At 73.2% G+C, this 16,295-nt stretch carries 22 protein-coding genes; 14 read left to right on the forward strand and 8 right to left on the reverse strand.

The window, feature by feature from the left end; all coding sequences use genetic code 11:
• Positions 1 to 20: 20 nt before the first annotated feature.
• Both ACFPGP_RS04195 and ACFPGP_RS04200 read left to right on the forward strand, forming a co-directional pair.
• Complete coding sequence (locus ACFPGP_RS04195) at positions 21 to 521, forward strand: SigE family RNA polymerase sigma factor (RefSeq protein WP_378587301.1); 501 nt, start codon at positions 21 to 23, stop codon at positions 519 to 521.
• The gene (locus ACFPGP_RS04200) at positions 518 to 1,645 is read left to right on the forward strand and encodes a hypothetical protein (protein WP_378587303.1); all 1,128 of its coding nucleotides are present in this window, start codon (positions 518 to 520) and stop codon (positions 1,643 to 1,645) included. Before ACFPGP_RS04195 ends, ACFPGP_RS04200 begins: the two co-directional genes overlap by 4 nt.
• On the opposite strand, the gene ACFPGP_RS04205 is transcribed toward ACFPGP_RS04200, so the two are convergent.
• Both ACFPGP_RS04205 and ACFPGP_RS04210 read right to left on the reverse strand, forming a co-directional pair.
• Complete coding sequence (locus ACFPGP_RS04205) at positions 1,629 to 2,435, reverse strand: RDD family protein (RefSeq protein WP_378587306.1); 807 nt, start codon at positions 2,433 to 2,435, stop codon at positions 1,629 to 1,631. The genes ACFPGP_RS04200 and ACFPGP_RS04205 overlap by 17 nt on opposite strands.
• A 4-nt stretch (positions 2,436 to 2,439) precedes the next feature.
• Complete coding sequence (locus tag ACFPGP_RS04210; protein ID WP_378587309.1) at positions 2,440 to 3,270, reverse strand: alpha/beta fold hydrolase; 831 nt, start codon at positions 3,268 to 3,270, stop codon at positions 2,440 to 2,442.
• 175 nt (positions 3,271 to 3,445) lie between these two features.
• Here ACFPGP_RS04210 and ACFPGP_RS04215 point away from each other — a divergent pair, with 175 nt between their 5' ends.
• Positions 3,446 to 4,441: a stage II sporulation protein M gene (locus ACFPGP_RS04215; protein ID WP_378587312.1), complete on the forward strand. Its 996-nt coding sequence runs from the start codon at positions 3,446 to 3,448 to the stop codon at positions 4,439 to 4,441.
• A gap of 9 nt (positions 4,442 to 4,450) precedes the next feature.
• On the opposite strand, the gene ACFPGP_RS04220 is transcribed toward ACFPGP_RS04215, so the two are convergent.
• From ACFPGP_RS04220 to ACFPGP_RS04245, 6 genes are all read right to left on the reverse strand, one after another.
• Positions 4,451 to 5,743 carry a DUF58 domain-containing protein gene (locus tag ACFPGP_RS04220; RefSeq protein ID WP_378587315.1) on the reverse strand — a complete coding sequence of 431 codons (1,293 nt, stop codon included), beginning with the start codon at positions 5,741 to 5,743 and terminating at the stop codon, positions 4,451 to 4,453.
• 10 nt (positions 5,744 to 5,753) lie between these two features.
• The gene (locus ACFPGP_RS04225) at positions 5,754 to 6,740 is read right to left on the reverse strand and encodes an AAA family ATPase (protein WP_378587318.1); all 987 of its coding nucleotides are present in this window, start codon (positions 6,738 to 6,740) and stop codon (positions 5,754 to 5,756) included.
• Complete coding sequence (locus ACFPGP_RS04230; RefSeq protein ID WP_378587321.1) at positions 6,737 to 7,840, reverse strand: DUF4350 domain-containing protein; 1,104 nt, start codon at positions 7,838 to 7,840, stop codon at positions 6,737 to 6,739. The genes ACFPGP_RS04225 and ACFPGP_RS04230 overlap by 4 nt, the downstream gene beginning before the upstream one ends.
• Positions 7,837 to 8,460, reverse strand: a complete 624-nt coding sequence (locus ACFPGP_RS04235) for a DUF4129 domain-containing protein (RefSeq protein WP_378587324.1) — start codon at positions 8,458 to 8,460, stop codon at positions 7,837 to 7,839. The genes ACFPGP_RS04230 and ACFPGP_RS04235 overlap by 4 nt, the downstream gene beginning before the upstream one ends.
• Positions 8,457 to 9,542, reverse strand: a complete 1,086-nt coding sequence (locus ACFPGP_RS04240; RefSeq protein WP_378587326.1) for a DUF7847 domain-containing protein — start codon at positions 9,540 to 9,542, stop codon at positions 8,457 to 8,459. Before ACFPGP_RS04240 ends, ACFPGP_RS04235 begins: the two co-directional genes overlap by 4 nt.
• Positions 9,543 to 9,624: 82 nt before the next feature.
• Complete coding sequence (locus tag ACFPGP_RS04245) at positions 9,625 to 10,350, reverse strand: tetratricopeptide repeat protein (RefSeq protein WP_378587328.1); 726 nt, start codon at positions 10,348 to 10,350, stop codon at positions 9,625 to 9,627.
• Positions 10,351 to 10,809: 459 nt separating this feature from the next.
• Between ACFPGP_RS04245 and rpsJ the strand changes: the two genes are divergently transcribed.
• The 11 genes from rpsJ to rpsQ are packed head-to-tail and all read left to right on the forward strand — an operon-like array spanning position 10,810 to position 16,233.
• Complete coding sequence (rpsJ, locus tag ACFPGP_RS04250; RefSeq protein WP_008360994.1) at positions 10,810 to 11,118, forward strand: 30S ribosomal protein S10; 309 nt, start codon at positions 10,810 to 10,812, stop codon at positions 11,116 to 11,118.
• An 11-nt stretch (positions 11,119 to 11,129) separates the two neighbouring features.
• Positions 11,130 to 11,795, forward strand: coding sequence for a 50S ribosomal protein L3 (rplC, locus tag ACFPGP_RS04255; RefSeq protein WP_378587331.1), 666 nt, complete (start codon positions 11,130 to 11,132; stop codon positions 11,793 to 11,795).
• Positions 11,792 to 12,583, forward strand: coding sequence for a 50S ribosomal protein L4 (gene rplD / locus ACFPGP_RS04260; RefSeq protein ID WP_465263245.1), 792 nt, complete (start codon positions 11,792 to 11,794; stop codon positions 12,581 to 12,583). The genes rplC and rplD overlap by 4 nt, the downstream gene beginning before the upstream one ends.
• Positions 12,580 to 12,885 (forward strand): 50S ribosomal protein L23, encoded by a 306-nt coding sequence (rplW, locus tag ACFPGP_RS04265; protein ID WP_378587334.1) that lies wholly within the window; start codon positions 12,580 to 12,582, stop codon positions 12,883 to 12,885. Before rplD ends, rplW begins: the two co-directional genes overlap by 4 nt.
• A 23-nt stretch (positions 12,886 to 12,908) precedes the next feature.
• Positions 12,909 to 13,745, forward strand: a complete 837-nt coding sequence (gene rplB / locus ACFPGP_RS04270) for a 50S ribosomal protein L2 (RefSeq protein ID WP_378587337.1) — start codon at positions 12,909 to 12,911, stop codon at positions 13,743 to 13,745.
• 5 nt (positions 13,746 to 13,750) lie between these two features.
• A complete protein-coding gene (gene rpsS, locus ACFPGP_RS04275; RefSeq protein WP_378587340.1) occupies positions 13,751 to 14,032 on the forward strand; it encodes a 30S ribosomal protein S19 in 282 nt (93 codons plus the stop codon).
• The gene (rplV, locus tag ACFPGP_RS04280) at positions 14,029 to 14,454 is read left to right on the forward strand and encodes a 50S ribosomal protein L22 (protein WP_378587343.1); all 426 of its coding nucleotides are present in this window, start codon (positions 14,029 to 14,031) and stop codon (positions 14,452 to 14,454) included. Before rpsS ends, rplV begins: the two co-directional genes overlap by 4 nt.
• Positions 14,454 to 15,296, forward strand: a complete 843-nt coding sequence (gene rpsC, locus ACFPGP_RS04285) for a 30S ribosomal protein S3 (RefSeq protein ID WP_378587346.1) — start codon at positions 14,454 to 14,456, stop codon at positions 15,294 to 15,296. Before rplV ends, rpsC begins: the two co-directional genes overlap by 1 nt.
• Before the next feature lie 3 nt (positions 15,297 to 15,299).
• Positions 15,300 to 15,719 carry a 50S ribosomal protein L16 gene (rplP, locus tag ACFPGP_RS04290; RefSeq protein WP_378587349.1) on the forward strand — a complete coding sequence of 140 codons (420 nt, stop codon included), beginning with the start codon at positions 15,300 to 15,302 and terminating at the stop codon, positions 15,717 to 15,719.
• Positions 15,719 to 15,958, forward strand: a complete 240-nt coding sequence (gene rpmC, locus ACFPGP_RS04295) for a 50S ribosomal protein L29 (RefSeq protein WP_378587350.1) — start codon at positions 15,719 to 15,721, stop codon at positions 15,956 to 15,958. Before rplP ends, rpmC begins: the two co-directional genes overlap by 1 nt.
• Complete coding sequence (rpsQ, locus tag ACFPGP_RS04300) at positions 15,955 to 16,233, forward strand: 30S ribosomal protein S17 (RefSeq protein ID WP_378587352.1); 279 nt, start codon at positions 15,955 to 15,957, stop codon at positions 16,231 to 16,233. The genes rpmC and rpsQ overlap by 4 nt, the downstream gene beginning before the upstream one ends.
• The last annotated feature ends 62 nt before the right edge of the window (positions 16,234 to 16,295 follow it).

Consider the following 16,295-nt stretch of genomic DNA (forward strand, 5'->3'; position numbering starts at 1 on the left):
CGCAACGGAGAGGAACGGACGTGCCCGACCAGGAGCTCGCCTTCGAGGAGTTCATGGCCGCACGGTGGCAGCCGCTCTACCGCACGGCGTACCTGCTCACCGGCAACCGCCACGACGCCGAGGACCTGCTCCAGTCGGCCATGGCAGGCACCTGCCTGCGCTGGTCGAAGATCCGCGACAAGGGCGCCGCCGACGCCTACGTGCGTCGGGCGATGCTCAACGACGCCCAGCGCCACTGGCGCCGCCGCGACCGCGAGGTCGTGCGCGGCGAGCTGCCCGACGAGGGCTTCGACCAGATCGGCGTGCGCGCGGACCACCTCGCGCTGTGGCAGGAGGTACGACGCCTGCCACCCAAGATGCGGGCCACGCTCGTGCTGCGCTACTTCGAGGACCTGTCCGTGGGCGAGACCGCGCGCGAGCTCGGCTGTTCCGAGGGCGTGGTCAAGAGCGCCACCCACCACGCCATCGCGCGCCTGCGCCAGGCACTTCCCTCCCTCGAGCTGACCGAGGAGCTGTCATGACCATCACCGACATCAGCGAGGCGCTGCACCAGGTCGGCGCCGCCACGCAGGCCCCCGCCATCGATCGGGTTGCCTTCGAGCGCGAGCTGCGCTCGCAGCGGCGCCGTCGGACGACGGGCCGGGTCGCGGTCGCCGGGCTGGCCGCTGCCGCGGTCGCCGCGGTCGGTTTCCTCGCCGTACCCCAGGTGCGCGAGGGCGTCCAGGGTGCCGTCGACCCCGCCGCACCGGGACCGTCCCCGTCCGTCGCGCTCGACGGCCAGCTCGACAAGCCCGCGGTGTTCGTCGCGGACGGACGGCTCGTGGCCGTGGACCCGACGGGGGTGACCCACGAGCTCGACGGCCGGGTCGAGGAGCTGCTCGGCGCGACGAACGAGGACATCTGGGCGATCGACGGCAACAGCCACCTGGTCCGGTGGCACGCCTCGACCAGCGGCGAGGGTCCGGGCGGCTGGCGGTTCGAGCGCTCCGACGACCTGCCCCACGACGGCCCGGTGCAGAGCGCCGCGCTCTCCGCCGACGGCCGGTGGGTCGGCTGGGTCGACCTGGATGAGAAGGTGACGGTCGTCGACCTCGAGGCCGGGGACCAGCGCACCTGGGGCACCGACGAGCTCACCGGGACCCGCTACCTCACCGACGTCGCGCAGGGGACCGGCTTCCCGCTGGTGGCCGAGGAGCACGGGCTCACGCTGGGCGCGACCGACCGCGACATCCGGTTCGACCCGCCGGCCGACGGGGACGGCTGGCTGTCCACGGCCACCAGCGCGCGGGTCGCGGTGGCCGGCTGGACCGACAGCGTCGTCTACGAGATCGGCCCGGGTGAGAAGACCGAGCTCCGCTCGTTCGAGGGCACTGCGACCCTCTCGCCGGACGGCAAGTACCTCACGGTCCTCGACCTGAACGCCGAGCCCCCGGTCTTCAGCATCTGGTCGCCCGCCGAGGGCCTGGAGAACGTCGACGTGCTCGGGACCCCGCAGGCGGCGGGGTGGGCCGACGACGACACCGCGCTGGTGGCGACCTTGGCGAACGGCTCGACCCGGGTCTACGCCTGCGAGGTCTCCGACGGCACCTGCGTCGACCTGACGCCGCCCCAGAGCAGCTTCGGGCAGGTCACCTTCGACGGGTGAGCCGGCGCCGCAGCTCGTCCTCGCGGCGCAAGCGGGCGGTGTCCCGCTCGCGCCGCGCCGCGAGGACCGCGGTGAGGAACGCCTCGGGCGGGGTGCCCCGCGGCGGCGCGGGCGCGACGTACGGCGCGACCTCGGCGGCGAGCCGGTCGGCCAGGGCGCGCCGGGTCGCCGGGTCGATCGTCGGGAACCGTCCGACCAGCTGGCGCACCGCCAGCGCGAGTCCGGCGGGCAGGGAGGCGATGTCGGCGGTGCGGGCCCACGCGGCCAGCGGCGGCGGCATCGAGGGAGGTGGCGGCAGCTCGAGGCGCACCCGCTCGCGCACGACGTAGGTGCCGGCGGCGTGGTCGCCGAGGCGCTTGCCCTTGCTGCTCACCAGCGCCGACAGCAGCGCCGGCGCCCCGGTGAGCAGGTAGATCTCCACGACCCCGATCAGGGCCCGCACGAACGACTGGTGCACCGTCACCGGCCCGGCGTCGTCGCGCACCACGCGCAGGCCGAGCGCGAGCTTGCCCAGCGACTTGCCGTGCGTCAGCGTCTCGAGGGTCGTGGGGTAGGCGATGAAGACCAGCACCGTGCTGCCGATCACGGCGACCTGGACGAGTGCCTTGTCGGTCGGGATCGAGGCGACCAGCGCGACCACGAGCACGCCGACGAACAGCAGCAGCGTGACGGCGACGTCGATCAGGCCCGAGGCCGCCCGGGTGCCGAGGCCCGCGGGCGGCAGGTCGAGCGCCACGGCCTCGCCGGTGACGAGGTCGTCGGCGGTGACGGTGGCGAACTCGGCGGGCACCGGCTCATCGTAGGTGCTCGAGCACCTCGTCCCACCGGGTCAGCAGCGTGGCGAGGTGCGTCGTGGCGCCGAGGTGCAGGTGGGCGTCGGGGAGCCGGGCGGCGAGCGCGTCGCCGTTCTCGGGCGGGGCGTTGGTGTCGGCCGCGCCGCACCAGAGGCTGGTCGGGCAGGTGACGTCCTCGACTGCGAAGTCCCACACGCCGAAGGTCACGGCGGCGTCGCGGAGGAAGCCCTCGGGCTGGGCGAGCGCCTCGCGCAGCGACGCCGCCACCCACGCGTCGCCGTACGCCGCGAGCAGGGCGGCGTCGGGCCCGGGCAGACCCGCGAGGAACCGGCCGGCGAGTGCCGCGTCGTCCGGGGAGTCGGCGTCGTCGGCGAGCACCTGCGCGCACCACGCGGCGTACTCGGGACGCGAGCGCTCCACGACCTCCTCGGCGCTGCCCGGCTGCCGTTGCTCGGGCAGGTCGCCGGGCGCGGCCACCACGGCCGCGGCCCGTACCCGCCCTGGCGCCCGCGCGGCCGTGGCCAGCGCGTAGGGCCCGCCCACCGACATGCCGAGCACCGCGAGCTCCCCGGCGCCGAGCAGGTCGGCGACCGCGAGCGCGTCGTCGGCCACCGAGGTGTGGGTGGTCGCCGCCGCAGTCGACGCGCCGTACCCCGGCCGATTGGCGCACACCAGCCGGACCCCCGCCCTCACCGCGGCCTGGTGCCCCGTCATCGCCGCCCACCGGGTGTCCGGGCACCCGTGGAAGAAGACCACCACCGGCGCACCCGCGACCCGCGACCCGCCGTCCCACACCTGCACGGTCCGCCCGTCCCCCAGCCTCAGCTCCACCCCCCACACCCTAGGCCGCCGAGGTGGGAGAAATGGCGGCGCGAGGTGGGAGAAATGGCGGTCCCAGGTGGGAGAAGTGGTGACCATTCCTCCCACCTCGGGTGACCATTTCTCCCACCTCGCGTGACCATTTCTCCCACCTCGGCGGGGTGGGGGAGTGCGTAGGGTGGGCGCCGTGGACGTCGACGCGTACGTGCAGGCGCACGGGGCGGAGTGGGAGCGGCTCGAGCAGCTGGTCAAGCAGCGGCGGCTGTCGGGGGCGGAGAGCGACGAGCTGGTCGAGCGCTACCAGCGGGTCGCCACCCACCTGTCCGTCGTGCGCACCTCGGCTGCGGACCCGACCTTGGTCGCCCACCTGTCCTCCCTGCTCGGGCGCGCCCGCCACCGTGCGGCCGGGGCCCGCGTCGGCACCTGGCGCGGGGTGGCGCTGTTCTTCACCGAGCGGTTCCCCGCCGCCCTCTACCGCCTGCGCCGGTGGTGGCTGGCCACGATGGCGGCCTCGGTCGCCGCGACCGCGGTGATGATGGTCTGGTTGCTGCAGCACCCCAACGTCCAGCAGTCGATGCTCTCCCCGCGTGAGGTGGACCGGCTCGTCGGCCAGGACTTCGAGGGCTACTACAGCGAGTACACCGCGAGCCACTTCGCCGCGCAGGTGTGGGTGAACAACGCCTGGGTGGCGGCCCTGTGCATCGCCCTCGGGATCCTCGGCTTCCCGATCGTGCTGCTGCTGTTCCAGAACCTGTCCAACCTGGCGATCATCGGCTCGATCATGCACCGCGAGGGAGCCGGCGAGCGGTTCTGGGGGCTGATCCTCCCGCACGGCCTGCTCGAGCTCACGGCGGTGTTCGTCGCCGCGGGCGTCGGGCTGCGGCTGTTCTGGGCGTGGGTCGAGCCCCGTGGGCGCACGCGCTCACAGTCGCTCGCCCACGAGGGACGTACGGCGGGCACGGTCGCGCTCGGCCTGGTCGCGGTGCTGTTCGTGAGCGGCCTGATCGAGGCGTTCGTGACCCCCTCCCCGCTGCCCACCTGGGCGCGGATCGGCATCGGCGTCACCGCCGAGCTCTGCTTCTTCGCCTACGTCTTCGTCCTCGGCCGCGCGGCCGTCTCGCGGGGAGCCACCGGCGACCTCGACGACGCCCTGCTCGAGGACCGCGTCGCGACCCAGGCCTGACGCCGCCGCTCAGAGCCGGCCGGAGGCCTTGAGCTCGAGGTAGTGGTCGGCCAGCGCCGGGGGCAGCCGCTCCGCGTCGGCGTCGACCACGTCGACGCCGAGCGCCCGCAGCAGCTCGGCCGTACGACGTCGCCGCTCGAGCGCCTGCTCGGCCGCGGCCGCGTCGTACACCTCGTCGAGCGAGCCCCGCGTCCGCGCCAGCCGCTCGAGCTCCGGGTCGCGCACCGAGGCGACGACCACCCGGTGGTGCCGGGTCAGCGTCGGCAGCACCGGCAGCAGGCCCTCCTCCACCGCCGCGGCCTCCAGCGGCGTGAGCAGCACGACCAGCGCGCGCTGCCGCCCGAGCCCGGTGACCGCGCCGGCCAGCGCCGTCCAGTCGGCCTCCGCGATCACGGGCTCGAGGTCGGCCATCGCGTCCTGCAGGCGGGCAGCGACGTCGCGCCCGCCCGCGGACCGCAGCCGCGTGCGCACCCGCCGGTCGCCGGCGACGACGTCGACGCGGTCGCCGGCCCGGGCGGCGAGCGCGGCGAGCAGCAGGGCGGCGTCCATCGCCGAGTCGAGCCGCGGCACGTCGTCCACGCGGCCGGCGGAGGTGCGGGAGGTGTCGAGCACCAGCACCACGCGCCGGTCGCGCTCGGGCTGCCAGGTGCGCACCACGACGTTGCGGTTGCGCGCCGTCGCGCGCCAGTCGATCGACCGGACGTCGTCGCCGCGGACGTACTCGCGCAGCGAGTCGAACTCCGTACCCTGCCCGCGCACCCGCAGCGCCGAGCGGCCGTCGAGCTCGCGCAGCCGGGCCAGCCGGCTCGGCAGGTGCTTGCGCGACTCGAACGGCGGCACCGACCGCACCCGGCCCGGTACGTCGCGTGTGCGCTGCCGCGCGACCAGGCCCAGCGGCCCGCGGGTGCGCACGGTCACGCCGAGCGCGCGCAGGTCGCCGCGCCGGCGCGTGCGCAGCGGGGTGCGCAGCACCTCGCGGTCGCCGGGGCGGAGGTCGAGGCGGTGCCGGTTGCCGGTCGCCCCGGCCGACGGCTGCCAGGCGTCGCGCAGCACGCCGCGCACGCGCCTGCCGCCGGTGACGCTGACCCGCAGGTCGCTCCAGGTCGGGTCGCCGAGCCGCACCGACCCGGTCGGCACCCGCTCGACGGTGACCACGGACGGCGCCGGGGCGAGCACCCAGTCGGCGACCGCGAGCACCGCCACCAGCAGCAGCCACAACCAGACCGTCGAGGCGTGCGGGCGCAGCACGACCGGCACCAGCCCCAGCAGGAGCAGGAGCGGGAACCGCCCGGAGACCGCCATCAGACCTCGCTCACCGCGGCACCGGCACCGAGCCGAGCGCGGAGGCCAGCACCTGCCCGACGTCCACGCCCTCGAGCTCGGCCTCGGGGCGCAGCCCGAGCCGGTGCACGAGCGTGGCGTGGGCGACCGACTTCACGTCGTCGGGCGTCACGAAGTCGCGGCCGTTGAGCCAGGCCCAGGCGCGCGAGCTGCGCAGCAGGGCGGTCGCGCCACGCGGGCTGACGCCGAGGCTCAGCGACGGCGACTGCCGGGTGGCCCGCGCGATGTCGACGACGTACCCCGCGACCTCGTCGGAGACCTGCACCCCGCCCACCGCGACCTGACCGTCGTGGATGTCGTCGGCGCCGGCCACCGCGGTCACGCCCGCGGCGCCGAGGTCGCGCGGGTCGAACCCCGCCGCGTGCCGTCGTACGACGGCGAGCTCGTCGTCGCGCCCCGGCACCGGCAGCACCACCTTGAGGAGGAACCGGTCGAGCTGCGCCTCGGGCAGCGGGTAGGTGCCCTCGTACTCGATCGGGTTCTGCGTCGCGGCGACCAGGAACGGGCGGGGGAGCGGCCGCGAGACGCCGTCGACCGAGACCTGCCCCTCCTCCATCGCCTCGAGCAGGGCCGACTGCGTCTTGGGCGGCGTCCGGTTGATCTCGTCGGCCAGGAGCAGGTTGGTGAACAGCGGCCCCTCGCGGAAGCTGAGCTCGCCGCGGTGGCTGTCGATCACCATCGAGCCGGTGATGTCGCCGGGCATCAGGTCGGGCGTGAACTGCACCCGCCGCGTGTCCACCGACAGCGCCGCCGCGAGGCTGCGCACCAGCAGCGTCTTGGCGACCCCGGGCACACCTTCCATCAGCACGTGGCCGCCGCACAGCAGCGCAACCAGCAGCCCGGACACCGCCGCGTCCTGGCCGACGACGGCCTTGGCCACCTCGTGGCGGACCGCGGAGAGCCGCTCGCGGGCGTGGTCGCCCGTGCCGGCCGGCCGCTCGGTCGTGGGGTCGGTCATGGGTGTCGTACCTCCTGGTCGAGCGCGGTCAGGTCGATGCCCAGCGCCACCAGGGCGCTGTCGGTCGGGGGCGGTGGGGCGGGGCCGAGCAGGGCGACGACCTCGTCGAGCGATCGGTCCGTACGACGCGCCACCTCGCGCAGCAGCGTCATCTCGTCACCGGCGCCGAGGCGCAGGCGCTCCCGCAGGCGCCTGCGGGCGGCGGCGCGGAGCGTGTCGGCGGCGTGTGCGCGGTCACGGGACCTGCGGTAGAGCCGGCCGCGGCTGCGCGTGGTCTCGATCGCCTTGACCACGACGGGCAGGGGCTCGGTGGCCAGCGGGCCGAGGCGCCGCGCCCGCCACACCACGAGCCCGACCGCCGCGAGCGCGACCAGCCACAGGGCCGGCCCGAGCCAGTCGGGCAGCAGCGTGCCGAGGCCGACGCCGTCGCCGGGCCCGAGGTCCGCGACGCTCGGGACGTACCAGACCAGCCGGTCGCTCCCGCCGAGCACGCGCAGGGCGGCGGCCGCGTTGTCGCCGCGCAGCACCTGGTCGTTGGTCAGCGCCTGTCCGGGCCCGAACAGCGTCACGCCGTCACGCTCGGCCACCAGCGCGCCGACGTCGCCGGGGAAGCAGCCCTCGCCCGGGAAGGCGAGGGCGGTGTCGACGGAGACCCGCAGGCCCTCGAACGTCGGGTCGGTGCAGGCAGCGTCCCGCCCGCCGCCGACCGTGACCGTCGCGGGCAGCGGCCCGAGGCGGAGCGCCTGGACCAGGCCCGGTCCGGGCTCCACGAGCACCACGCGGTGGGTGCCGGAGGCGCGCCGGAGCAGGTCCTTCCCCGTACGGCGGCCGAGCTCCTCGGTGCTGGTGACGACGACCGTGGTGTCGGCGTCGAGCCGCGCCCCGGCCAGCTCGTCGGCCCCGCGGGCCACGGTGACGTCGACGCCCTGCTGCTCGAGCACCCGCGCCACCGCCTGCGCGCCGTACGGCCCGGGGTTGTCGGGGTCGTAGCGCCCGCCGGTCCGCGCCCCACCCGCGCCGAGCGCGACCACCACCACCGCGACGACCGCGCCGAGCGCGACCAGCGCACCGGCGCGGTGCCGCGCGACCCACGAGGTCATCGCGCGAGCTCGTCGTCGAGGGCGAGCACACCCGCCGCCTGCTCCGGCGTCGCCGGCCGGTGACCGTAGAGCACGAGGTCGAACAGCCGCGCCGAGTCGTCCAGCGCGGCGCGCCGTTCGGGGTACGTCGAGCCCAGCGTCGAGGCCACTTCGTCCGCGGTCGCGCCGGGGGCGTCGTCGAGCCGGTGCCGCTCCACCTGGCGCACGGCGAGCGCCCGGAAGCCGTCGAGCAGCGCCTCCTCCGCCCGCCCGGCGTCGAGGGCCTCCTGCGCGCGCCGCCGCAGCTCGCTCGCCGAGGTGGCGGCGACGTCGAGCGGTCCCGCGGGCTGCGCCGCCGTGGGCCGCCGGCGGACGCGTGAGAGCAGCAGCACCAGGCCCACGACGAGGGCCAGCCCCACCACCATCCACGCCAGCGTCACCAGCGGCGGCGCACCGGCGGCCGCGGTCACCCAGCCGTCGAGCACCCGCTGCAGCCACACGATCATCCGCTCGACGACGTTCTGTTCGTGGTACTCCGGCCGCAGCAGCTCTCGCCCCACCTGCGACCGGGCCTCGTCGGGCGACGGCGTCACCGGGGGGTCGACGAGCCGGGCCGCGAGCGGCCCGAGAGCGGGGTTCACGACGCGGTGATCCCCGCTCGTGCCATCAGCTCGACGTCGTAGGCCTCCTTGCGCATGCGCTGGTCGAGGTACTGCACCGACGCCACGGCCGTCTGGAACGGCGTGACGAAGGCGGCCACGAGCACGGTGGTCGCCGCCTGCACCACGACCAGCCCCAGGAGCTCGTACTCGGGCCCCAGGCCCAGCGAGACGACCTGACCGATCAACGAGAGCGGCACCGAGACGACCTGGCCCACGACACCCACGATCACCATCGTCAGCAGCGCGATGCCGAAGGTCCGCCAGAACTGCCGCGCGGTGAGCCGGTAGGCGCGTCCGAGCGCCCCGACCACGCCGACGTCCTCGAGCATCAGCGCCGGCACGGGCAGGTAGGCGTACCGCACCCACAGCCAGACCCCGAGCGCGATGAACGCCGGCACCGTGACCAGCCCGAACACCACGATCGTCGTGGCGTCACCGGCCACGACCACGACGACCCAGAGGGCCGTGTAGGCGGCGAAGAGGGCGAACGACGCCAGCCCGATGAGCAGGGTCAGCCCGACCAGCCGCCAGCGCTTGCCGCGCGTCTCGGCCCAGGCCTCGCCCAGCGACAGCCGCCGGCCGACCGCCGCCGCCGCGGTCACCCGGGCGATCATGCCGGTCACCAGGATCGTGCCGAGGTACTGCAGCACGAGGCCCAGCACCAGCGAGCCGACCGAGGTGACCGCTGCGAGGCCCTCCGCCTGGGTGAAGTCGCCGTTGGGGTCGTCGAACGACAGCCCGACGGTCCAGGTCAGCACCGAGGTGATCACGACCGGCACCGTCATCGCCACGGCGGCCACCAGCACCGCCGAGCCCACAGTGGCCCGGGGGTTGAAGCGGATGATGCGGAACGCCGCGTCGTAGATGTCGCCGAGGCCCAGCGGCCGCAGGGGCATCGCGCCGGGCTTGTGCGCGGCGCCGAGCATCCCGGGCGGCGGCGACCACTGCGGTGCCGGGTAGGGCTGCGCGGGACCGGGCGGAGGGGCGGCGTACGCGGGCGGTGGCTGCTCCTGGTACCCGGGCGGCGGGTACCACGTCCCGCCCGACTCGTTCCCGGACATCCACGCCCCCTCGCTGCCGCTCCGTCGGCGACGCGCACATCCTGTCAGGTGCAGTGCCGTCCGTGGCGGGACCGACGCCGGGTCAGCCCGGGCCGCCCCCGAGGAGCGCGATCTCCTCGTCGACGAAGGGATCGTGCTCGCCGTCCGCGGCCAGCTCCGCCCGGAGGGCCTGCTGCATCGCGAGCGCCTCGGCGGTGCGGCCGAGGTGGCGCAGCGACCAGGCGACCATCCAGCGGGCCACGCGGGTCCGCCCGACGTCGCCGATCCGCTCCCGGGCCTCGAGGGCCTCCTCGAAGCAGACGAGCGCGGCGACGTGGTCGCCGGCGTCGGCGTGCGTCATCCCGAGGTTGTTGAGCAGCGAGGCGTCCCAGTCGCGGGCCCGCGGGTCGGTCGAGGCGCGCGCCACGTCGAGCGCGTGCCGTCCCACCGCGAGGGACTCCTCCGGGCTCACCACCAGCGCGACCATGTGCAGGGCGTCGACGTGCAGCTCGTCGAGCCCCGCGTCGGCCGCCAGCCGCGCCGCCTCGTCGAAGAGGGGCCGGGCCGTCCCCGGGTCGCCGGCGGAGCGGTGCAGCCGGCCGCGCTCGAGCGCCACGCGCACGGCGACCTCGCCGGTAGCGTCGCCGCCCGCGACCTCGTCGAGCAGCGCGTGCCCCTCGTCGTACCGCTCCTGGAGGCCGAGTGCGCGCGCCACCTGCGTCTCCCAGGCGAGGCGGTCGCCGCCGGCCGCGGCGGAGGCGGCCTCGCGCAGACGCTGCTCGGACCCGGCGGGGTCGTCGAAGTCCCAGAGGGGGTGCGGGTCGATCACCCGGCCCATCCTGCCTCGCTCACGGGTCGGGTGGTACTCCTGGGACGGGTGAGGCGGGTTCGGGGCCCCTCGGACGGCGTGTCCCACCCCGTGCCGATCGGATTTGGCGTATCCGGCGACCTCTGCCAAGATGGTCCGGTTGCTCCGGCGGGTTGCCGGGGTGCGGCATCGCTTGAATCCTGAATCGCGTCTCCTCGAGGTGATCAGTGCTGGCGTGCGGCCGCACCGCACCAGGAGACCCGATCGGCCCGACGAACCGTCGGGCGCCACCAACAACTGCAGGACCCCCGTCCTCGTGTTGTGCCCAACCAGCACGACACGCCCGACCTCGGGGGTCGGCGGTGGAGGCGAGAAACAGGCGGGAACCCTCACCCGGGGGTGCTCGAGACGGGACCTGCACGTGGCACTGCCTGGTGACGGAACAGTGCGAGACCAACGCGAAGAGGACGAGAGAGACCTATGGCGGGACAGAAGATCCGCATCAGGCTCAAGGCCTATGACCACGAGGTGATCGACACCTCGGCGCGCAAGATCGTGGACACGGTCACCCGCACGGGTGCCAAGGTCGCCGGCCCGGTGCCGTTGCCGACCGAGAAGAACGTGTACTGCGTGATCCGCTCGCCCCACAAGTACAAGGACTCCCGCGAGCACTTCGAGATGCGCACCCACAAGCGCCTCATCGACATCATCGACCCCACGCCGAAGACCGTCGACTCGCTCATGCGCCTCGACCTGCCTGCCGGCGTCGACATCGAGATCAAGCTCTGAGGTCTTCAGACATGACTACCGAACGCAACCTGAAGGGCATCCTGGGCACCAAGCTCGGGATGACCCAGCTCTGGGACGAGAACAACCGCGTCGTGCCCGTGACCGTCGTGTCCGCCACGACCAACGTGGTGACCCAGGTCCGCCTGCCCGAGACCGACGGCTACCAGGCCATCCAGGTCGGGTACGGCGAGATCGACGGCCGCAAGGTGACCAAGCCGCAGGCGGGCCACTTCGCCAAGGCCGGCACCACCCCGCGCCGCCACCTGGTCGAGATCCGCACCTCTGCCGCCGGTGAGTTCACCGTCGGCGACGAGATCGCGGTCGACACCTTCGCCGCGGGCGACGAGGTCGACGTGACCGGCACCAGCAAGGGCAAGGGCTTCGCCGGCACGATGAAGCGTCACGGCTTCTCCGGCGTCGGCGCCTCGCACGGTGCCCACCGCAACCACCGCAAGCCGGGCTCGATCGGCGCGTGCGCCACCCCCGGCCGCGTCTTCAAGGGCGTGCGGATGGCTGGCCGGATGGGCAACGACACCGTCACCACCCAGAACGTCACCGTCCACTCCGTCGACACCGAGAAGGGCCTCATCCTGCTCAAGGGCGCCGTTCCCGGCCCCAAGGGCGGGGTCGTGGTGATCCGCTCGGCCGCCAAGCGGAACCAGGAGGTCGCCCGATGACCGTGAAGACCCTCAAGGTCGACCTGCCCGCCGAGATCTTCGACGCCGAGGTCAGCGTTCCGCTGATCCACCAGGTCGTGGTCGCGCAGCAGGCCGCCGCCCGCCAGGGCACGCACGCCACCAAGACCCGCGGCGAGGTCCGCGGCGGTGGCCGCAAGCCCTACAAGCAGAAGGGCACCGGTCGGGCCCGCCAGGGCTCGACCCGCGCGCCGCAGTTCGCCGGCGGTGGCACCGTCCACGGCCCGCAGCCGCGCTCGTACGCCCAGCGCACGCCCAAGAAGATGAAGGCCGCCGCCCTCCGCGGTGCCCTCACCGACCGGGCGCGCAACGGTCGCGTGCACGTGGTGGAGGGCCTGGTCACCGGTGACACGCCGTCGACCAAGGCCGCGCTGGCCTCGCTCACCGGGCTCACCGACCGCCACCGCTACCTGCTGGTGCTCGAGCGCCACGACGCCGTGACCTGGCTGTCGCTGCGCAACGCGCCGCAGGTGCACATCGTGGCCGTCGACCAGCTCAACACCTACGACGTCCTCGCCTCCGACGACGTGGTCTTCACCAAGGGCGCGTTCGACGCGTTCCTCGGCAGCAAGGGCCTGACCGCTCCCGAGGCGGAGGTCGAGGAGAAGCCGGCCAAGAAGGCGGCGGCGAAGAAGACCGCGGCCAAGAAGGCGGCCGCGTCCTCGGACGACGCCGAGGAGAAGCCGGTCAAGAAGGCTGCGGCCAAGAAGACCGCGACCAAGAAGGCCACCGCGAAGAAGGCCGAGACCGCTGAGGAGGCCTCCGAGTGAGCACGCTGCACAAGGACCACCGCGACATCCTGATCGCGCCGGTGGTGTCCGAGAAGAGCTACGGCCTCCTCGACGCCAACAAGTACACGTTCATCGTGCGCCCGGACGCCAACAAGACCGAGATCAAGATCGCGGTCGAGAAGATCTTCAACGTCAAGGTGACCTCGGTGAACACCATCAACCGCCAGGGCAAGACGCGCCGCACCCGCTACGGCACCGGCAAGCGCGCCAACACCAAGCGGGCGATCGTCAGCCTCGCCGAGGGCGACCGCATCGACATCTTCGGAGGTCCGGTCTCCTGACCGGGCTCTGACAGGGAACTGACATGGCTATTCGCAAGTACAAGCCGACCACGCCGGGCCGTCGCGGCGCGTCCGTCGCCGACTTCGTCGAGATCACCCGGACCACGCCGGAGAAGTCGCTGACCCGTCCGCTGCCCAAGAAGGGCGGCCGCAACAACCAGGGCCGGATCACCACCCGGCACCAGGGCGGCGGCCACAAGCGGGCGTACCGGATCATCGACTTCCGTCGCTACGACAAGGACGGCGTGCCCGCCAAGGTCGCGCACATCGAGTACGACCCCAACCGCACCGCGCGCATCGCGCTGCTGCACTACGTCGACGGCGAGAAGCGCTACATCATCGCGCCGAAGGGTCTCGAGCAGGGCACCCCGGTCGAGGCCGGCCCCGGTGCCGACATCAAGCCGGGCAACAACCTGCCGCTGCGCAACATCCCCGTCGGTACGACGATCCACTGCGTGGAGCTGCGTCCCGGTGGCGGCGCCAAGATCGCCCGCTCGGCCGGCAACTCCGCCCAGCTCGTCGCCAAGGAGGGCTCGCGCGCCACGCTGCGCATGCCGTCCGGCGAGATGCGGTTCGTCGACGTCCGCTGCCGCGCCAGCATCGGCGAGGTCGGCAACGCCGAGCAGTCGAACATCAACTGGGGCAAGGCCGGCCGCATGCGCTGGAAGGGCAAGCGCCCGACCGTCCGCGGTGTCGTCATGAACCCGGTCGACCACCCGCACGGCGGTGGCGAGGGCAAGACGTCGGGTGGTCGCCACCCGGTCTCGCCGTGGGGCAAGCCCGAGGGCCGCACGCGCAAGCGCAAGGCCTCCGACTCCCAGATCATCCGTCGCCGCAAGACCGGCAAGGGTAGGAAGTAAACGACATGCCTCGCAGCCTGAAGAAGGGCCCCTTCGTCGACGACCACCTGATGAAGAAGGTGGACGCCGAGAACGACAAGGGCAGCCACAACGTCATCAAGACCTGGTCGCGTCGCTCGATGATCGTCCCGGCCATGATCGGCCACACGATCGCCGTGCACGACGGCCGCAAGCACGTCCCGGTCTTCGTGACCGACGCGATGGTCGGCCACAAGCTCGGGGAGTTCGCCCCCACCCGCACCTACCGCGGGCACGTGAAGGACGACCGGAAGGGACGACGTCGATGAGTGTCACCGAGCGCCGGCGCACCAGCGCCCGCCGCGAGTCGCTGCTCGGCGACCAGCCGGGTGCCTTCGCGAGCGCACGCTACGTCCGGATCACGCCGATGAAGGCCCGCCGCGTCGTGGACATGGTCCGCGGCCTGCCGGTCGACGAGGCCCTGGCCCTGCTGCAGTTCGCGCCGCAGGCCGCCTCCGAGACCGTCTACAAGGTCCTCGAGAGCGCGGTCGCCAACGCCGAGACCACCGAGGGCCTGGCCACCGACGACCTCGTGGTCTCGGTCGCCCAGGTCGACGAGGGTCCGACGATGAAGCGGTGGCGCCCCCGCGCCCAGGGCCGCGCGACGCGGATCCTCAAGCGCACGAGCCACATCACCCTGGTCGTCCAGCCGGCCGAGGTGGCGTCCAAGAAGAAGGGACGGAAGGCCTGATGGGCCAGAAGATCAACCCGAACGGCTTCCGCCTCGGCATCTCGACCGACCACAAGAGCCGGTGGTACGCCGACAAGCTCTACAAGTCGTACGTCGGCGAGGACGTCGCGATCCGCAAGCTGCTCTCCAAGGGCATGGAGCGGGCCGGCATCTCGAAGGTGGAGATCGAGCGCACCCGTGACCGGGTCCGCGTCGACATCCACACCGCGCGCCCGGGCATCGTCATCGGTCGCCGCGGCGCCGAGGCCGACCGCATCCGTGGCGAGCTCGAGAAGCTCACCGGCAAGCAGGTCCAGCTGAACATCCTCGAGGTCAAGAACCCCGAGATCGACGCGCAGCTGGTCGCCCAGGGTGTCGCCGAGCAGCTCTCGGGACGCGTGCAGTTCCGTCGCGCCATGCGCAAGGCGATGCAGACCTCGATGCGCTCCGGTGCCCAGGGCATCCGGATCCAGTGCTCCGGCCGCCTCAACGGCGCCGAGATGTCGCGCACCGAGTTCTACCGCGAGGGCCGCGTGCCCCTGCACACCCTGCGCGCCGACATCGACTACGGCTTCTACGAGGCCCGCACGACCTTCGGCCGGATCGGCGTGAAGGTCTGGATCTACAAGGGTGAGGTCGCCGGCACGCGTGCCGAGCGCCAGGCCCAGGCTGCTGCCCGCGCCGGTGTCCCCGGTCGCGGCGGCCGGCCGGGTGGTGGCCGTGGCGACCGCCCGACCCGCGGCTCGCGCGGCGACCGTCCCACGCGGGCGGACCGTGCGACCGAGGCTCCCGCTGCGGAGGCCCCGGCGCAGACCGAGTCTGCTGCTCCGGCCGCCTCCGCCGAGTCCGGCAAGGAGGGCTGACCCATGCTGATGCCCCGTCGTGTCAAGCACCGCAAGCAGCACCACCCCAAGCGGACCGGTGCGGCCAAGGGCGGCACCCGCCTCGCGTTCGGCGACTTCGGGATCCAGGCGATCGAGGGTCACTACGTGACCAACCGCCAGATCGAGTCGGCCCGTATCGCGATGACCCGCCACATCAAGCGTGGCGGCAAGGTGTGGATCAACATCTACCCCGACCGCCCGCTGACCAAGAAGCCGGCGGAGACCCGCATGGGCTCCGGCAAGGGCTCCCCCGAGTGGTGGGTGGCCAACGTCAAGCCCGGCCGTGTCATGTTCGAACTGTCCGGCGTCTCTGAGGACGTGGCTCGCGAGGCGATGCGCCGCGCGATGCACAAGCTCCCCATGAAGTGCCGCTTCGTCTCCCGTGAGGCAGGTGAATTCTGATGGCAACCGCTCACGAGCTCGACGAGATGACCGACACCGACCTCGAGTCCAAGCTGCGCGAGGCCAAGGAGGAGCTGTTCAACCTCCGCTTCCAGGCGGCCACCGGCCAGCTGGAGAGCCACGGCCGGCTCCGCACGGTCAAGAAGGACATCGCCCGGATCTACACCGTGGTGCGCGAGCGCGAGCTCGGCATCCGCAGCATCCCGGGCTCCAGCAACAACGAGGGTGGTGCCGCATGAGCGAGCAGTCCAGCGAGAAGGTCGAGCGCAACGCTCGCAAGGTGCGTGAGGGCCTGGTCGTGTCCGACAAGATGGACAAGACCGTGGTCGTCTCCGTCGAGGACCGCGTCAAGCACGCGCTGTACGGCAAGGTCCTGCGCCGTACGTCCAAGCTGAAGGCCCACGACGAGCAGAACGACTGTGGCATCGGTGACCGGGTCCTGATCATGGAGACCCGCCCGCTGTCGGCCACCAAGCGCTGGCGCGTCGTCAAGGTCCTCGAGCGCGCCAAGTAATCCACCCAGTTCGGCAAGGCTCCCCACTCGTGGAGTGGTGAGAACCGGCTCGACAACCAGGA

Origin of the sequence: Nocardioides taihuensis (assembly GCF_042657275.1) — a bacterium.
Lineage (GTDB): Bacteria > Actinomycetota > Actinomycetes > Propionibacteriales > Nocardioidaceae > Nocardioides > Nocardioides taihuensis.